We start from the raw sequence: 16,261 nt of genomic DNA on the forward strand, positions 1-16,261 counted from the left end.
CCCGCTTTCTTCACCCATCAGGGACAAAAAATGGACACTCGTTTTGTTCAGGCCCATAAAGAGGCGCGCTGGGCGCTGGGGCTGACCCTTTTGTATCTGGCGGTATGGTTAGTAGCCGCTTACTTACCTGGCGTTGCCCCCGGTTTTACCGGTTTTCCGCGCTGGTTTGAGATGGCCTGCATCCTGACGCCGCTGCTGTTTATTGGACTGTGCTGGGCGATGGTGAAATTTATCTATCGCGATATCCCACTGGAGGATGACGATGCAGCTTGAAGTAATTCTACCGCTGGTCGCCTATCTGGTGGTGGTGTTCGGTATCTCTGTTTATGCGATGCGTAAACGGAGCACTGGCACCTTCCTTAATGAGTATTTCCTCGGCAGCCGCTCTATGGGCGGTATTGTGCTGGCGATGACGCTCACCGCGACTTATATCAGTGCCAGTTCGTTTATCGGCGGGCCTGGAGCTGCTTATAAATACGGCCTGGGCTGGGTATTGCTGGCGATGATTCAGCTTCCTGCAGTCTGGCTTTCGCTCGGTATTCTCGGCAAGAAGTTCGCAATTCTTGCGCGCCGCTACAATGCGGTGACGCTGAACGATATGCTGTTTGCCCGCTACCAGAGTCGTCTTCTGGTGTGGCTGGCGAGTTTGAGTTTGCTGGTTGCATTCGTTGGTGCGATGACCGTGCAGTTTATCGGCGGTGCGCGCCTGCTGGAAACCGCGGCGGGTATTCCTTATGAAACCGGGCTGCTGATTTTCGGTATCAGCATTGCGTTGTATACCGCCTTTGGCGGCTTTCGCGCCAGCGTGCTGAACGACACCATGCAAGGGCTGGTGATGCTGATTGGCACCGTTGTGCTGCTTATTGGCGTGGTACATGCCGCAGGTGGTTTAAGTAATGCGGTAGACACGCTGCAAACCATCGATCCGCAACTGGTTACGCCACAAGGCGCTGACGATATTCTGTCGCCTGCCTTTATGACGTCGTTCTGGGTACTGGTGTGCTTTGGCGTTATAGGCCTGCCGCATACTGCGGTGCGCTGTATCTCTTATAAAGACAGCAAAGCCGTACATCGGGGGATCATCATCGGTACGATTGTGGTCGCAATCCTGATGTTCGGTATGCATCTGGCCGGAGCGTTAGGTCGGGCGGTGATCCCCGATCTCACCGTACCGGATCTGGTGATCCCGACGTTAATGGTAAAAGTGCTGCCACCGTTTGCCGCCGGGATCTTCCTGGCTGCACCGATGGCTGCGATCATGTCGACAATTAACGCCCAACTGCTGCAAAGTTCCGCTACGATCATTAAAGATCTCTATCTGAATATCCGTCCGGATCAAATGCAAAACGAGACGCGTCTGAAGCGGATGTCGGCGGTAATTACGTTAGTTCTCGGTGCGTTGCTGCTGCTTGCCGCCTGGAAGCCGCCAGAAATGATCATCTGGCTGAATTTGCTGGCCTTCGGTGGGCTGGAAGCCGTTTTCCTGTGGCCGCTGGTACTGGGTCTTTACTGGGAACGCGCCAACGCCAAAGGCGCGCTAAGTGCGATGATTGTTGGCGGCGTACTGTATGCCGTACTCGCGACGCTGAATATTCAGTACCTGGGCTTCCACCCTATCGTGCCCTCGTTACTACTAAGTTTGCTGGCTTTCCTGGTCGGAAACCGTTTCGGTACATCCGTCCCGCAAGCTACCGTTTTGACTACTGATAAATAAAGAGTTTTGCCATGCCTTGGATCCAACTGAAACTGAACACCACCGGCGCGAACGCGGAAGATCTTAGCGATGCGCTGATGGAAGCGGGTGCCGTTTCTATCACTTTTCAGGATACCCACGATACGCCTGTGTTTGAGCCGCTGCCGGGCGAAACGCGCCTGTGGGGCGACACCGATGTGATTGGTCTGTTCGACGCTGAAACCGATATGAACGACGTGGTGGCGATTCTGGAAAACCATCCGCTGCTCGGCGCGGGCTTCGCGCATAAAATCGAACAACTGGAAGATAAAGACTGGGAGCGCGAATGGATGGATAATTTCCACCCGATGCGCTTTGGTGAACGGCTGTGGATCTGCCCAAGCTGGCGTGATGTGCCGGACGAAAACGCCGTCAACGTGATGTTAGATCCAGGGCTGGCGTTTGGTACGGGTACCCATCCAACTACCTCTCTGTGCCTGCAGTGGCTCGACAGCCTCGATTTAACCGGTAAAACAGTCATCGACTTTGGCTGTGGTTCCGGCATTCTGGCTATCGCGGCGCTGAAACTGGGTGCAGCAAAAGCCATTGGTATTGATATCGATCCGCAGGCGATTCAGGCCAGCCGCGACAACGCCGAACGTAATGGCGTTTCTGACCGTCTGGAACTCTACTTACCGAAAGATCAGCCAGAAGAAATGAAAGCCGACGTGGTGGTCGCTAACATCCTCGCAGGCCCGTTACGTGAACTGGCACCGTTAATCAGCGTCCTGCCGGTTTCAGGCGGTTTGCTGGGCCTTTCCGGTATTCTGGCAAGCCAGGCAGAGAGCGTTTGCGAAGCTTATGCCGACAGCTTCGCTCTGGACCCGGTCGTGGCAAAAGAAGAGTGGTGCCGCATTACCGGTCGTAAGAATTAACCTTCGCATCGCCGTAGGGTGACGCAGAGCGAAGTGCGAGCGATGTCACAAAAGGCACGTTAATTTGCCGATTATTTACGCAAATTTGCGTGCCAAAATTTTCATTCATAAAGAAAAATTGAGAACTTACTCAAATTTCTTGGAGTGTAAATTTTAGTCACTATTTTCTAATATGATGATTTTTATGAGTAATTATCGCGCCACGCTCATTTTAAATGCAATTCTTTGATCCATCTCAGAGGATTGGTCAAAGTTTGGCCTTTCATCTCGTGCAAAAAATGCGTAATATACGCCGCCTTGCAGTCACAGTATGGTCATTTCTTAACTCATGCGCATCGGACAATATCAGCTCAGAAATCGCCTGATCGCAGCGCCCATGGCTGGCATTACAGACAGACCTTTTCGGACGTTGTGCTACGAGATGGGAGCCGGATTGACAGTATCCGAGATGATGTCTTCTAACCCACAGGTTTGGGAAAGCGACAAATCTCGTTTACGGATGGTGCACATTGATGAACCCGGTATTCGCACCGTGCAAATTGCTGGTAGCGATCCGAAAGAAATGGCAGATGCAGCACGTATTAACGTGGAAAGCGGTGCCCAGATTATTGATATCAATATGGGTTGCCCGGCTAAAAAAGTGAATCGCAAGCTCGCAGGTTCAGCCCTCTTGCAGTACCCGGATGTCGTTAAATCGATCCTTACCGAGGTCGTCAATGCAGTGGACGTTCCTGTTACCCTGAAAATTCGCACTGGCTGGGCACCGGAACACCGTAACTGCGAAGAGATTGCCCAACTGGCTGAAGACTGTGGCATTCAGGCTCTGACCATTCATGGCCGTACACGCGCCTGTTTGTTCAATGGAGAAGCTGAGTACGACAGTATTCGGGCAGTTAAGCAGAAAGTTTCCATTCCGGTTATCGCGAATGGCGACATTACTGACCCGCTTAAAGCCAGAGCTGTGCTCGACTATACAGGGGCGGATGCCCTGATGATAGGCCGCGCAGCTCAGGGAAGACCCTGGATCTTTCGGGAAATCCAGCATTATCTGGACACTGGGGAGTTGCTGCCCCCGCTGCCTTTGGCAGAGGTTAAGCGCTTGCTTTGCGCGCACGTTCGGGAACTGCATGACTTTTATGGTCCGGCAAAAGGGTACCGAATTGCACGTAAACACGTTTCCTGGTATCTCCAGGAACACGCTCCAAATGACCAGTTTCGGCGCACATTCAACGCTATTGAGGATGCCAGCGAACAGCTGGAGGCGTTGGAGGCATACTTCGAAAATTTTGCGTAAACAGAAATAAAGAGCTGACAGAACTATGTTCGAACAACGCGTAAATTCTGACGTACTGACCGTTTCTACCGTTAACTCTCAGGATCAGGTAACCCAAAAACCCCTGCGTGACTCGGTTAAACAGGCACTGAAGAACTATTTTGCTCAACTGAACGGTCAGGATGTGAATGACCTCTATGAGCTGGTACTGGCTGAAGTAGAACAGCCCCTGTTGGACATGGTGATGCAATACACCCGTGGTAACCAGACCCGTGCTGCGCTGATGATGGGCATCAACCGTGGTACGCTGCGTAAAAAATTGAAAAAATACGGCATGAACTAATTCAGGTTAGCTAAATGCTTGATTAAAAAGGCGCTACTCGGCATGGGGAAGCGCCTTTTTTATAGGTCTCACAAAGGGAGTGACCATGAGAACAGGATGTGAACCGACCCGATTTGGTAATGAAGCAAAGACCATCATCCAGGGTGATGCATTAACCGAACTTAAAAAGATCCCCGCCGAAAGTGTAGATCTGATCTTTGCCGACCCACCGTATAACATCGGTAAAAATTTTGATGGTCTGATCGAAGCCTGGAAAGAAGATCTGTTTATCGACTGGCTGTTTGAAGTGATTGCAGAGTGCCACCGCGTTCTGAAAAAGCAGGGCAGCATGTACATCATGAACAGCACGGAAAACATGCCCTTTATCGATCTCCAGTGCCGCAAGCTTTTTACCATCAAAAGTCGCATCGTCTGGTCATATGACAGTTCTGGAGTGCAGGCGAAAAAACACTACGGCTCCATGTACGAACCCATCCTGATGATGGTGAAAGACGCAAAGAACTACACGTTCAACGGTGATGCTATTCTGGTAGAAGCCAAAACCGGATCGCAGCGCGCGTTGATCGATTATCGCAAAAATCCTCCACAGCCTTACAATCATCAAAAAGTACCGGGTAACGTCTGGGATTTTCCGCGCGTGCGTTATTTGATGGATGAATATGAGAATCACCCGACGCAAAAACCGGAAGCCTTACTGAAACGCATTATTCTCGCCTCTTCCAACCCAGGCGATATCGTTCTCGACCCGTTTGCCGGTAGCTTTACTACCGGTGCCGTAGCCGTCGCCAGTGGGCGAAAATTCATTGGTATTGAGATCAACAGCGAGTACATCAAAATGGGGCTTCGACGGCTGGATGTCGCGTCGCATTACTCTGCGGAAGAACTGGCGAAAGTGAAAAAAAGAAAGACCGGCAACCTGTCAAAACGAAGCAGGTTAAGCGAAGTTGACCCCGATCTCATTGCAAAGTAAAGGAAGTGTAAGCCTGGTTTTCAGATTATTCATTTCGTGTATATTTCCTGCCAGACTTGGTTAAACATGCACAGGCTCAGGTAATGATTCGCAAGTATTGGTGGCTCGTCGTTTTCGCTGTCTTCGTTTTTCTGTTTGATACTTTACTGATGCAGTGGATTGAACTGCTGGCAACAGAAACAGACAAATGCCGCAATATGAACTCAGTTAATCCACTAAAACTGGTTAACTGTGACGAACTGAATTTTCACGACAGAATGTGAATTTATATGACACTTAATTCATTCGTTTGATGAATTAATTTCGTTATGTTTTCATCTGGCATGAACATTCTTAATACGTTATCGACCAGAGCGGGGGCTTGTTTATAAAGATCATAACCCGCCATATTCATTAACCAGTTTTGAACAATTCCGCTGAAGGCACCATCAATAATAATCATCACAACATCTAAATCGAGATTATTTGCTATACAACCTTGTTGCTGACACGCCTGCAATACTTCGCGGAGAGTCTGCGGATTAAAGCCCATCTTTTCGCGTATCACTCCCTCGGCCAGCATCTCATCATTAAATTCACATTTGTGATATAAGATTTTCAGCAACGCCTGCTGGCGGGGAATTTTGGCAATATATTGCAAACCGACAATCAATTTTTCACGCAATTGCTGAAACGGGTCATGCTCTAACCCAGCGGTCAAGTGATCCTGGATTAACTCCCGCAATGAAGGCTGTTGCAACCACATCTCATTAAACAGTTGAGTCTTGTTCTCGAAGTGCCAGTAGATAGCGCCACGCGTAACGTTAGCAGCGTCGGCAATGTCGTTGAGCGTCGTCTTGCTTACGCCATGCTGCGCAAACTGGGCGATGGCAGTTTCAATCAGTTCTTGCCGGGTCTTCAGGGCTTCAGCTTTGGTTCTTTTTGCCATGATTAATTATTCAGGAAATAAATATATTCGACACAGGATGAGAAAATAGAGAAGGTTAATCTATCACCTAATGTGTATTTATACGAGAGGCTAATATTGCGTTGCTATAAATCGTCAAATAAATGATATGTATTATTTACATAAAATACATTCACTTGGCCTATACATATTTCAATTTACGAGATTTTAATTCTACCTCTTTCATTCCGCGTCAAAACAAAACAGTAGAATATTAATCTTTTTTTGTGTTTATGTGCCTTGAGTTGCCAGTATTCATAACTATTCCTTACATCGACGAATGATAATTTGTAGGATAGCGAACTGTATTTTTCTTTCTGCGAGTTAACGCATTGCCTTTTTGGGCAAATAACGCGCTTTTGGTTTTTTGAGGAATAGTAATGACGAAACATGCCAGGTTTTTCCTCCTGCCCTCCTTTATTCTGATCTCCGCGGCTTTAATCGCCGGTTGTAACGATAAGGGAGAAGAGAAAGCTCACGTCGGTGAACCGCAGGTTACCGTTCATATTGTGAAAACGGCCCCGTTAGAAGTTAAGACTGAATTACCAGGCCGCACCAATGCTTACCGTATAGCCGAAGTTCGCCCACAGGTTAGCGGGATCGTACTGAATCGCAATTTCACTGAAGGCAGCGATGTGCAAGCAGGCCAGTCCCTGTACCAGATCGATCCCGCGACCTATCAGGCAAGTTATGACAGCGCGAAAGGCGAACTGGCGAAAAGTGAAGCCGCCGCCGCCATCGCGCATTTGACGGTAAAACGTTACGTTCCGCTCGTGGGTACGAAATACATCAGTCAGCAGGAGTACGACCAGGCCATTGCTGATGCTCGCCAGGCCGATGCCGCCGTGATTGCCGCAAAAGCCACAGTCGAAAGCGCTCGCATCAATCTCGCTTATACCAAAGTGACTGCGCCAATTAGCGGACGTATCGGCAAATCGACTGTGACCGAAGGCGCTCTTGTCACTAATGGGCAAACGACCGAACTGGCGACTGTCCAGCAGCTCGATCCTATCTACGTTGATGTGACCCAATCCAGCAACGATTTTATGAGGCTGAAGCAATCCGTAGAGCAAGGAAATCTGCATAAGGAAAACGCCGCCAGCAACGTAGAGTTGGTCATGGAGAACGGTCAAACCTATCCCCTGAAAGGTACGCTGCAATTCTCCGATGTTACCGTTGATGAAAGCACCGGCTCCATAACCCTACGTGCCGTCATCCCTAACCCGCAACATACGCTTTTGCCGGGTATGTTTGTGCGCGCACGGATTGATGAAGGCGTCCAACCTGACGCCATTCTTATCCCGCAACAAGGCGTTAGCCGCACACCACGTGGTGATGCAACCGTGCTGATTGTTAACAATAAAAGCCAGGTTGAAGCGCGCCCTGTCGTTGCCAGTCAGGCGATTGGCGATAAATGGTTGATTAGCGAAGGTCTGAAATCTGGCGATCAAGTCATTGTCAGCGGCCTGCAAAAAGCGCGTCCGGGAGAGCAGGTTAAAGCCACTACCGATACCCCCGCAGATACTGCATCGAAGTAAGGCAATCTGACATGGCAAACTTTTTTATTCGACGACCGATATTTGCATGGGTGCTGGCCATTATTCTGATGATGGCGGGCGCACTGGCGATCCTACAATTGCCCGTCGCCCAGTATCCAACCATTGCGCCGCCTGCGGTTTCTGTTTCGGCAAACTATCCGGGTGCTGATGCGCAGACCGTGCAGGATACGGTGACGCAGGTTATCGAACAGAATATGAACGGTATCGATAACCTGATGTATATGTCCTCCACCAGCGATTCCGCCGGTAGCGTGACAATTACCCTTACTTTCCAGTCCGGGACCGATCCTGATATCGCGCAAGTGCAGGTGCAGAACAAACTCCAGCTCGCCACGCCGTTGCTGCCGCAGGAGGTTCAGCAGCAGGGGATCAGTGTTGAAAAGTCCAGTAGCAGCTATTTGATGGTGGCGGGCTTTGTCTCTGATAACCCAGGCACCACACAGGACGATATCTCGGACTATGTGGCCTCTAACGTTAAAGATACGCTTAGCCGTCTGAATGGCGTCGGTGACGTACAGCTTTTCGGCGCACAGTATGCGATGCGTATCTGGTTGGACGCCGATCTGCTAAACAAATATAAACTGACGCCGGTTGATGTGATTAACCAGTTGAAGGTACAGAACGATCAGATCGCTGCCGGACAGTTGGGCGGAACGCCAGCGTTACCAGGGCAACAGTTGAACGCCTCGATTATTGCTCAGACGCGGTTAAAAAATCCGGAAGAATTCGGCAAAGTGACCCTGCGCGTAAACAGTGACGGCTCGGTGGTGCGTCTGAAAGATGTCGCACGGGTTGAACTTGGCGGTGAAAACTATAACGTTATCGCTCGCATCAACGGAAAACCGGCGGCGGGCCTGGGTATTAAGCTGGCAACCGGCGCAAATGCTCTCGATACCGCGAAAGCCATTAAGGCAAAACTGGCGGAATTACAGCCATTCTTCCCGCAGGGAATGAAGGTTCTCTACCCTTATGACACCACGCCATTCGTCCAGCTTTCTATTCACGAAGTGGTAAAAACGCTGTTCGAAGCTATTATGCTGGTGTTCCTGGTGATGTATCTGTTCTTGCAGAATATGCGAGCAACGCTGATCCCCACCATTGCGGTACCCGTGGTGTTGTTAGGGACGTTTGCCATCCTCGCCGCTTTTGGTTACTCCATCAACACACTAACGATGTTCGGGATGGTGCTTGCCATCGGGCTGCTCGTCGATGATGCGATAGTGGTGGTGGAGAACGTCGAACGCGTGATGATGGAGGATAAGCTCCCGCCAAAAGAAGCGACGGAAAAATCGATGTCGCAAATCCAGGGCGCGCTGGTAGGTATCGCGATGGTACTGTCGGCGGTATTTATTCCGATGGCATTCTTCGGTGGCTCAACAGGGGCAATTTATCGACAGTTCTCTATCACTATTGTTTCAGCAATGGCGCTTTCAGTACTGGTTGCGCTGATTCTCACCCCCGCGTTATGTGCAACATTGCTGAAACCAGTCTCTGCCGAGCATCACGAAAATAAGGGAGGATTCTTCGGCTGGTTTAACACCACTTTCGATCATAGCGTTAATCACTACACCAATAGCGTTGGCAAAATCCTCGGTTCCACAGGGCGATATTTACTGATCTATGCGCTGATTGTTGCAGGAATGGTGGTGTTGTTTTTACGTCTTCCGTCTTCCTTCTTACCTGAAGAGGATCAGGGTGTCTTTCTGACCATGATTCAGTTACCCGCTGGCGCGACGCAAGAGCGGACGCAAAAAGTGTTGGATCAAGTGACGGATTACTATCTGAAGAACGAGAAAGCGAACGTTGAAAGTGTCTTTACAGTTAACGGCTTTAGCTTCAGCGGCCAGGCACAAAACGCCGGTATGGCTTTCGTCAGTCTGAAACCGTGGGAAGAGCGTAGTGGTGACGAAAACAGTGCGGAAGCGGTAATCCATCGTGCCAAAATGGAATTGGGCAAGATCCGCGACGGTTTTGTCATTCCATTCAATATGCCAGCCATTGTTGAACTGGGCACGGCAACGGGTTTCGACTTTGAGTTAATTGATCAGGCTGGGCTGGGTCATGATGCCCTGACCCAGGCCCGTAACCAGTTGCTTGGCATGGCGGCGCAACATCCTGCCAGCTTAGTCAGCGTGCGTCCTAATGGTCTGGAAGACACCGCGCAGTTTAAACTGGAAGTTGACCAGGAAAAGGCGCAGGCATTAGGTGTTTCACTTTCTGACATCAATCAGACCATTTCAACAGCGTTGGGTGGGACTTACGTTAACGACTTCATTGACCGTGGTCGCGTAAAAAAGGTGTATGTTCAGGCGGATGCCAAATTTCGTATGCTGCCAGAAGATGTCGATAAACTTTATGTCCGTAGCGCCAATGGCGAAATGGTGCCATTCTCTGCCTTTACCACTGCACATTGGGTGTATGGTTCTCCGCGACTGGAGCGCTACAACGGTCTGCCGTCAATGGAGATTCAGGGGGAAGCCGCGCCAGGAACCAGTTCCGGCGATGCCATGGCGTTGATGGAAAACCTTGCATCACAATTACCAGCTGGTATTGGTTATGACTGGACGGGTATGTCATATCAGGAACGCTTATCGGGAAACCAGGCTCCCGCTCTGGTAGCAATTTCCTTTGTGGTTGTTTTCCTGTGCCTTGCTGCACTCTATGAAAGCTGGTCAATTCCTGTCTCGGTTATGTTGGTCGTGCCGTTAGGGATTGTCGGCGTGCTACTGGCGGCGACACTCTTTAATCAAAAAAATGACGTCTACTTTATGGTGGGCTTGCTAACGACAATTGGCTTGTCGGCTAAAAACGCTATATTGATTGTTGAGTTCGCTAAAGATCTCATGGAGAAAGAGGGTAAAGGTGTTGTTGAAGCGACACTAATGGCAGTACGTATGCGTCTGCGTCCTATCCTGATGACCTCTCTCGCCTTTATTCTCGGCGTATTACCGCTAGCTATCAGTAACGGTGCCGGCAGTGGCGCGCAGAACGCAGTGGGTATCGGGGTAATGGGCGGGATGGTTTCTGCAACGTTGCTGGCAATCTTCTTCGTGCCGGTGTTCTTTGTGGTGATCCGCCGTTGCTTTAAAGGATAAATCAGAAACATAAAGGCACTTTCGGGTGCCTTTATTATTTCCAGTGAAACCCATAAAAATTAATAAGATATTCCTCTACTCACTCTTTAAAAACTTTCTATAGTTCCCGCTCCCTTCACTATTTTTACAATTCACATAATTTGTCATTATTCATTCCGCAAGATTTATAACCTCCAGTGATAAAATGGCATTCAGCTCGTTAATAAGAGAGTTAACTTATTAAGCGTTAGCGTTTATTACTGAGGTAACACCATGAAAAGATTAATTCCTGTGGCATTGCTCACCGCATTGCTGGCGGGCTGTGCGCACGATTCGCCCTGCGTTCCGGTTTATGACGATCAGGGTCGTCTGGTTCACACCAATACCTGTATGAAAGGCACGACTCAGGATAACTGGGAAACGGCTGGGGCTATTGCCGGCGGGGCAGCAGCTGTTGCTGGCCTGACGATGGGGATCATCGCTCTGTCGAAATAACTAAACAGGGCGCGGAGCTCCGCGCTCTTTTTAACGATACAGTATCTTTCCATAAGATAAAATATTGCTATATTCTGCTGGGTAATTCCCTGCTGATTTAGCATGTTATATCACGTTATTTCACTGCTTTCGAAATAACGCATCAATTTAACTTTCACACATCCCACCAGAAATATACTCACGCTAACAATCATTATTCTGCTTAGTAAAAAACGCGTAAATATTTTGCGCCAAAATGTGGCGCATGTTTCATTTTCGCACCATTGCGGGGCGCAGTTTTTATTATTTCCTGCCTACACTCAGCTTATTGCGACGCGAAATCGTGCGCAAAAGCTGGCACTACTTTTGCTTATAAGAGGATGGCCACAGACAGGTAAAAGACGTTTCCCAAACGTCCTATAACGATAATTTTCGCCTCACAGGAAGCATTATGAAAAAGATGATGATAGCCACACTGGCTGCCGCCAGCGTGCTGCTTGCCGTTGCAAATCAGGCGCATGCTGGCGCGACGCTTGATGCCGTTCAGAAAAAAGGGGTTGTGCAATGCGGGATCAGTGATGGATTACCTGGGTTCTCTTATGCCGATGCTGACGGTAAGTTTTCAGGTATTGATGTAGATGTTTGTCGTGGTGTTGCGGCAGCTGTATTTGGTGACGACACGAAAGTGAAATATACCCCGCTCACTGCAAAAGAACGCTTCACCGCTTTACAGTCAGGGGAGGTGGATTTGCTCTCCCGTAATACGACCTGGACTTCATCTCGCGATGCCGGGATGGGAATGGCATTTACCGGCGTCACTTATTACGACGGCATTGGCTTCCTGACGCACGATAAAGCGGGACTAAAAAGCGCGAAAGAACTGGATGGCGCTACCGTCTGTATTCAGGCGGGTACTGATACCGAACTCAACGTTGCCGATTACTTTAAGGCAAACAATATGAAGTACACACCAGTGACTTTCGATCGCTCTGACGAATCAGCGAAGGCACTGGAATCTGGTCGCTGCGATACGCTGGCCTCGGATCAATCACAACTGTATGCCCTGCGCATCAAATTAAGCAACCCGGCTGAATGGATTGTCTTACCGGAAGTTATCTCCAAAGAACCGCTTGGGCCGGTAGTTCGTCGTGGCGATGATGAATGGTTCTCGATTGTACGCTGGACGCTTTTCGCCATGCTGAATGCTGAAGAGATGGGCATCAATTCCCAGAACGTCGATGAAAAAGCGGCTAATCCAGCAACGCCTGATATGGCACATCTGCTGGGTAAAGAAGGCGATTACGGCAAGGATCTGAAGCTGGATAATAAATGGGCTTACAACATCATCAAACAGGTGGGTAACTACTCGGAAATTTTTGAGCGTAACGTAGGTTCAGAAAGCCCGCTGAAAATTAAACGTGGGCAAAATAATCTCTGGAATAACGGCGGAATTCAGTACGCGCCGCCCGTGCGTTAAGTCGGTGTGAGGTAACGAGCGTCGCTACGGCGGCGCTCTCTTCAGCGTTATGCTTTCCGAGGTTTCTATGTCTCATCGCCGCTCAACCGTTAAAGGCTCACTCTCCTTTGCCAACCCTACGGTTCGCGCCTGGTTATTCCAGATCTTTGCCGTTGTTGCTGTTGTCGGAATTGTTGGTTGGCTATTTCACAACACTGTGACGAATCTCAGTAATCGTGGCATTACTTCAGGTTTTGCCTTTCTGGATCGCGGCGCTGGCTTCGGTATTGTCCAGCATTTGATCGATTACCAGCAGGGTGATACCTACGGACGCGTTTTCATTGTTGGCTTACTCAATACGCTACTGGTTTCTGCATTGTGTATTGTATTCGCTTCTGTTCTGGGCTTCTTTATCGGTCTGGCGCGACTTTCGGATAACTGGCTGCTACGAAAGCTTTCCACAATTTATATTGAGATCTTCCGTAATATTCCGCCGCTGCTGCAAATCTTCTTCTGGTACTTTGCCGTGTTGCGCAATTTGCCCAGACCACGCCAGGCAGTGAGTGCGTTTGATCTGGCCTTTTTGAGCAATCGTGGGCTTTATATTCCATCGCCGCAGCTGGGAGACGGATTTATTGCGTTTATCCTGACTGTTGTTATTGCTATAGCCATTTCTGTTGGACTATTCCGTTTTAATAAAACGTACCAGATAAAGACCGGACAATTGCGCCGAACCTGGCCGGTCGCCGTTGTGTTGATCATAGGTTTGCCTTTACTGGCGCAATGGCTTTTTGGCGCAGCACTACACTGGGATGTTCCAGCCCTACGAGGCTTTAACTTCCGTGGCGGGATGGTTTTAATTCCTGAACTGGCAGCCTTAACGCTGGCGCTTTCGGTTTATACCTCTGCATTTATCGCCGAGATTATCCGCGCTGGGATCCAGGCAGTGCCTTATGGTCAACATGAAGCGGCACGTTCGCTGGGATTGCCCAACCCGGTTACGCTACGCCAGGTCATTATTCCCCAGGCACTGCGAGTGATTATTCCGCCGTTAACCAGCCAGTATCTCAACATCGTCAAAAACTCCTCTCTTGCCGCCGCTATTGGCTATCCCGATATGGTTTCGCTGTTTGCTGGCACCGTGCTGAACCAGACTGGGCAAGCCATCGAGACGATAGCCATGACCATGTCGGTCTATCTGATTATCAGCCTGACTATCTCGCTGCTGATGAATATCTATAACCGCCGCATCGCGATCGTTGAACGCTAAGGAGTCATGATGACAAAAGTATTGCTGTCTCATCCCCCGCGCCCGGCGAGCCATAACTCAAGCCGCGCGATGGTGTGGGTGCGAAAAAATCTGTTCTCCAGCTTGAGCAATAGCCTACTGACTATTGGCTGCATATGGTTGATGTGGGAACTGATCCCACCGTTGCTGAACTGGGCATTTTTGCAGGCTAACTGGGTTGGCTCAACGCGTGCCGACTGCACAAAAGCCGGTGCCTGTTGGGTCTTCATCCACGAACGATTTGGTCAGTTTATGTATGGGCTTTACCCACACGACCAACGCTGGCGAATTAACCTCGCATTACTGATTGGGCTTGTGTCGATCGCACCAATGTTCTGGAAAATACTCCCGCATCGCGGTCGCTATATTGCGGTCTGGGCAGTGATTTACCCACTGATTGTCTGGTGGCTGATGTATGGCGGTTTTTTTGGTCTTGAGCGGGTTGAAACCCGGCAATGGGGTGGGCTGACGCTAACTTTAATTATTGCATCAGTTGGGATTGCGGGGGCGTTACCGTGGGGGATCTTACTGGCGTTAGGTCGCCGCTCCCATATGCCGATTGTGCGTATCTTATCGGTCATTTTTATCGAGTTCTGGCGCGGCGTACCGCTGATTACCGTATTGTTTATGTCTTCGGTCATGCTGCCTTTGTTTATGGCAGAAGGCACCAGTATCGACAAACTGATCCGCGCGCTGGTTGGCGTGATCCTGTTTCAGTCAGCATATGTTGCGGAAGTCGTGCGAGGCGGATTACAGGCGCTGCCTAAAGGGCAATATGAAGCGGCAGAGTCGCTGGCGTTGGGTTACTGGAAAACCCAGGGGCTGGTTATTCTGCCACAGGCGTTGAAGCTGGTGATTCCTGGGCTGGTAAATACCATCATCGCACTTTTCAAAGATACCAGCCTGGTGATCATCATCGGGTTGTTCGATCTTTTCAGTAGCGTTCAGCAGGCAACCGTTGATCCCGCCTGGTTGGGTATGTCGACGGAAGGGTATGTTTTCGCCGCACTGATCTACTGGATCTTCTGTTTCAGCATGTCACGTTATAGCCAACATCTGGAAAAACGTTTTAACACCGGGCGTACACCGCATTGAGGACACTATGAGCCAAATTTTACTGCAACCTGCTAACGCGATGATTACGCTGGAAAACGTCAATAAATGGTATGGGCAATTCCATGTTTTGAAAAATATAAATTTAACCGTGCAACCGGGAGAACGGATCGTTCTGTGTGGCCCTTCTGGTTCCGGTAAATCGACAACCATTCGTTGTATTAATCATCTGGAAGAACATCAACAGGGACGGATCGTGGTGGATGGCATCGAACTTAATGAAGATATCCGCAATATTGAGCGCGTCAGGCAGGAAGTGGGAATGGTCTTTCAGCATTTCAATCTCTTCCCTCATCTGACCGTTCTACAGAACTGTACCCTGGCACCGATTTGGGTACGCAAGATGCCTAAGAAAGAGGCTGAAGATCTGGCGTTGCATTACCTTGAGCGGGTGAGAATTGCCGAACATGCCCAGAAGTTTCCCGGACAGATTTCTGGTGGTCAGCAGCAACGCGTTGCCATTGCGCGTTCGCTGTGTATGAAGCCGAAAATTATGTTATTTGATGAGCCAACGTCGGCGCTCGATCCTGAGATGGTGAAAGAGGTGCTGGATACGATGATTGGGCTGGCGCAGTCGGGTATGACAATGCTGTGTGTAACACATGAGATGGGGTTTGCACGAACCGTCGCTGACAGGGTGATTTTTATGGATCGTGGGGAGATAGTGGAACAAGCTGCACCGGATGAGTTTTTTGCGCATCCTAAATCAGAGCGTACGAGGGCATTTTTATCGCAGGTGATCCATTAATTGAATGTTAGTTCGAAAAGCAAAAAGGCCATCCTTTCGGATGGCCTTTCGCTTGATTTGATGTCTGGCAGTTCCCTACTCTCGCATGGGGAGACCCCACACTACCATCGGCGCTACGGCGTTTCACTTCTGAGTTCGGCATGGGGTCAGGTGGGACCACCGCGCTACTGCCGCCAGACAAATTCTTTTCTAATCTGCCGAACTTTAACCTAAAAAGTGGTGCTGATACCCAGAGTCGAACTGGGGACCTCACCCTTACCAAGGGTGCGCTCTACCAACTGAGCCATATCAGCACGCTAAATTTGATGCCTGGCAGTTCCCTACTCTCGCATGGGGAGACCCCACACTACCATCGGCGCTACGGCGTTTCACTTCTGAGTTCGGCATGGGGTCAGGTGGGACCACCGCGC

At 49.7% G+C, this 16,261-nt stretch carries 15 protein-coding genes, 1 tRNA gene and 2 rRNA genes; 14 read left to right on the forward strand and 4 right to left on the reverse strand.

What is annotated here, in order from left to right:
* Window positions 1-30 precede the first annotated feature (30 nt).
* The 7 genes from ACJHWT_RS01380 to ACJHWT_RS01410 all read left to right on the forward strand — a co-directional run bounded on the left by ACJHWT_RS01380 (window position 31) and on the right by ACJHWT_RS01410 (window position 5,456).
* Window positions 31-273 carry a YhdT family protein gene (locus ACJHWT_RS01380; protein WP_000381170.1) on the forward strand — a complete coding sequence of 81 codons (243 nt, stop codon included), beginning with the start codon at window positions 31-33 and terminating at the stop codon, window positions 271-273.
* Window positions 263-1,714: a sodium/pantothenate symporter gene (gene panF, locus ACJHWT_RS01385; RefSeq protein WP_001175718.1), complete on the forward strand. Its 1,452-nt coding sequence runs from the start codon at window positions 263-265 to the stop codon at window positions 1,712-1,714. Before ACJHWT_RS01380 ends, panF begins: the two co-directional genes overlap by 11 nt.
* Window positions 1,715-1,725: 11 nt before the next feature.
* The gene (gene prmA, locus ACJHWT_RS01390; protein WP_001145825.1) at window positions 1,726-2,607 is read left to right on the forward strand and encodes a 50S ribosomal protein L11 methyltransferase; all 882 of its coding nucleotides are present in this window, start codon (window positions 1,726-1,728) and stop codon (window positions 2,605-2,607) included.
* A gap of 328 nt (window positions 2,608-2,935) precedes the next feature.
* Complete coding sequence (dusB, locus tag ACJHWT_RS01395; RefSeq protein WP_001219652.1) at window positions 2,936-3,901, forward strand: tRNA dihydrouridine synthase DusB; 966 nt, start codon at window positions 2,936-2,938, stop codon at window positions 3,899-3,901.
* 25 nt (window positions 3,902-3,926) lie between these two features.
* Window positions 3,927-4,223, forward strand: coding sequence for a DNA-binding transcriptional regulator Fis (gene fis / locus ACJHWT_RS01400; protein WP_000462905.1), 297 nt, complete (start codon window positions 3,927-3,929; stop codon window positions 4,221-4,223).
* Window positions 4,224-4,308: 85 nt separating this feature from the next.
* Window positions 4,309-5,193, forward strand: coding sequence for an adenine-specific DNA-methyltransferase (yhdJ, locus tag ACJHWT_RS01405; protein ID WP_001258942.1), 885 nt, complete (start codon window positions 4,309-4,311; stop codon window positions 5,191-5,193).
* An 83-nt stretch (window positions 5,194-5,276) separates the two neighbouring features.
* Window positions 5,277-5,456, forward strand: a complete 180-nt coding sequence (locus tag ACJHWT_RS01410; protein ID WP_001527795.1) for a DUF2556 family protein — start codon at window positions 5,277-5,279, stop codon at window positions 5,454-5,456.
* Between the two features lie 2 nt (window positions 5,457-5,458).
* On the opposite strand, the gene acrS is transcribed toward ACJHWT_RS01410, so the two are convergent.
* On the reverse strand, window positions 5,459-6,121 hold the full coding sequence (gene acrS, locus ACJHWT_RS01415) for a multidrug efflux transporter transcriptional repressor AcrS (protein WP_001129503.1): 663 nt from the start codon (window positions 6,119-6,121) through the stop codon (window positions 5,459-5,461).
* Window positions 6,122-6,519: 398 nt separating this feature from the next.
* On the opposite strand from acrS, the gene acrE reads away from it, so the two are divergent.
* The 7 genes from acrE (at window position 6,520) to ACJHWT_RS01450 (ending at window position 15,851) form a co-directional block, all read left to right on the forward strand.
* Window positions 6,520-7,677, forward strand: a complete 1,158-nt coding sequence (gene acrE / locus ACJHWT_RS01420; RefSeq protein WP_000160347.1) for a multidrug efflux RND transporter periplasmic adaptor subunit AcrE — start codon at window positions 6,520-6,522, stop codon at window positions 7,675-7,677.
* Window positions 7,678-7,688: 11 nt separating this feature from the next.
* Window positions 7,689-10,793, forward strand: a complete 3,105-nt coding sequence (acrF, locus tag ACJHWT_RS01425) for a multidrug efflux RND transporter permease subunit AcrF (RefSeq protein WP_001273248.1) — start codon at window positions 7,689-7,691, stop codon at window positions 10,791-10,793.
* A 252-nt stretch (window positions 10,794-11,045) separates the two neighbouring features.
* Window positions 11,046-11,267 carry a membrane protein gene (locus ACJHWT_RS01430; RefSeq protein WP_000825639.1) on the forward strand — a complete coding sequence of 74 codons (222 nt, stop codon included), beginning with the start codon at window positions 11,046-11,048 and terminating at the stop codon, window positions 11,265-11,267.
* Window positions 11,268-11,697: 430 nt separating this feature from the next.
* Entirely contained in the window at window positions 11,698-12,723 is a 1,026-nt protein-coding gene (locus ACJHWT_RS01435) for an amino acid ABC transporter substrate-binding protein (protein ID WP_000738596.1), read from the forward strand.
* Between the two features lie 67 nt (window positions 12,724-12,790).
* Window positions 12,791-13,972 carry an amino acid ABC transporter permease gene (locus tag ACJHWT_RS01440; protein ID WP_001318065.1) on the forward strand — a complete coding sequence of 394 codons (1,182 nt, stop codon included), beginning with the start codon at window positions 12,791-12,793 and terminating at the stop codon, window positions 13,970-13,972.
* Window positions 13,973-13,981: 9 nt separating this feature from the next.
* The gene (locus ACJHWT_RS01445; RefSeq protein WP_001318066.1) at window positions 13,982-15,085 is read left to right on the forward strand and encodes an amino acid ABC transporter permease; all 1,104 of its coding nucleotides are present in this window, start codon (window positions 13,982-13,984) and stop codon (window positions 15,083-15,085) included.
* A 7-nt stretch (window positions 15,086-15,092) separates the two neighbouring features.
* Window positions 15,093-15,851 (forward strand): amino acid ABC transporter ATP-binding protein, encoded by a 759-nt coding sequence (locus ACJHWT_RS01450; RefSeq protein ID WP_000078348.1) that lies wholly within the window; start codon window positions 15,093-15,095, stop codon window positions 15,849-15,851.
* 62 nt (window positions 15,852-15,913) lie between these two features.
* On the opposite strand, the gene rrf (ACJHWT_RS01455) is transcribed toward ACJHWT_RS01450, so the two are convergent.
* The 3 genes from rrf (ACJHWT_RS01455) to rrf (ACJHWT_RS01465) form a co-directional block, all read right to left on the reverse strand.
* Window positions 15,914-16,029 (reverse strand): 5S ribosomal RNA (gene rrf / locus ACJHWT_RS01455).
* Window positions 16,030-16,068: 39 nt separating this feature from the next.
* Window positions 16,069-16,144: transfer RNA gene (locus tag ACJHWT_RS01460), tRNA-Thr, on the reverse strand.
* 14 nt (window positions 16,145-16,158) lie between these two features.
* Window positions 16,159-16,261, reverse strand: a 5S ribosomal RNA gene (gene rrf, locus ACJHWT_RS01465); the annotation flags it as partial.

Origin of the sequence: Escherichia sp. WS338 (assembly GCF_046486405.1) — a bacterium.
Taxonomy (GTDB): domain Bacteria; phylum Pseudomonadota; class Gammaproteobacteria; order Enterobacterales; family Enterobacteriaceae; genus Escherichia; species Escherichia coli.

What these genes read in the sequence shown, in the direction of transcription:
- ACJHWT_RS01435 (WP_000738596.1), top strand. Translation starts at nt 11,698, where the DNA reads ATGAAAAAGATGATGATAGCCACACTGGCTGCCGCCAGCGTGCTGCTT.
- ACJHWT_RS01430 (WP_000825639.1), top strand. Translation starts at nt 11,046, where the DNA reads ATGAAAAGATTAATTCCTGTGGCATTGCTCACCGCATTGCTGGCGGGC.
- acrF (WP_001273248.1), top strand. Translation starts at nt 7,689, where the DNA reads ATGGCAAACTTTTTTATTCGACGACCGATATTTGCATGGGTGCTGGCC.
- ACJHWT_RS01410 (WP_001527795.1), top strand. Translation starts at nt 5,277, where the DNA reads ATGATTCGCAAGTATTGGTGGCTCGTCGTTTTCGCTGTCTTCGTTTTT.
- fis (WP_000462905.1), top strand. Translation starts at nt 3,927, where the DNA reads ATGTTCGAACAACGCGTAAATTCTGACGTACTGACCGTTTCTACCGTT.
- acrS (WP_001129503.1), bottom strand. Translation starts at nt 6,121, where the DNA reads ATGGCAAAAAGAACCAAAGCTGAAGCCCTGAAGACCCGGCAAGAACTG.
- panF (WP_001175718.1), top strand. Translation starts at nt 263, where the DNA reads ATGCAGCTTGAAGTAATTCTACCGCTGGTCGCCTATCTGGTGGTGGTG.
- yhdJ (WP_001258942.1), top strand. Translation starts at nt 4,309, where the DNA reads ATGAGAACAGGATGTGAACCGACCCGATTTGGTAATGAAGCAAAGACC.
- prmA (WP_001145825.1), top strand. Translation starts at nt 1,726, where the DNA reads ATGCCTTGGATCCAACTGAAACTGAACACCACCGGCGCGAACGCGGAA.
- ACJHWT_RS01450 (WP_000078348.1), top strand. Translation starts at nt 15,093, where the DNA reads ATGAGCCAAATTTTACTGCAACCTGCTAACGCGATGATTACGCTGGAA.
- acrE (WP_000160347.1), top strand. Translation starts at nt 6,520, where the DNA reads ATGACGAAACATGCCAGGTTTTTCCTCCTGCCCTCCTTTATTCTGATC.
- dusB (WP_001219652.1), top strand. Translation starts at nt 2,936, where the DNA reads ATGCGCATCGGACAATATCAGCTCAGAAATCGCCTGATCGCAGCGCCC.
- ACJHWT_RS01440 (WP_001318065.1), top strand. Translation starts at nt 12,791, where the DNA reads ATGTCTCATCGCCGCTCAACCGTTAAAGGCTCACTCTCCTTTGCCAAC.
- ACJHWT_RS01445 (WP_001318066.1), top strand. Translation starts at nt 13,982, where the DNA reads ATGACAAAAGTATTGCTGTCTCATCCCCCGCGCCCGGCGAGCCATAAC.
- ACJHWT_RS01380 (WP_000381170.1), top strand. Translation starts at nt 31, where the DNA reads ATGGACACTCGTTTTGTTCAGGCCCATAAAGAGGCGCGCTGGGCGCTG.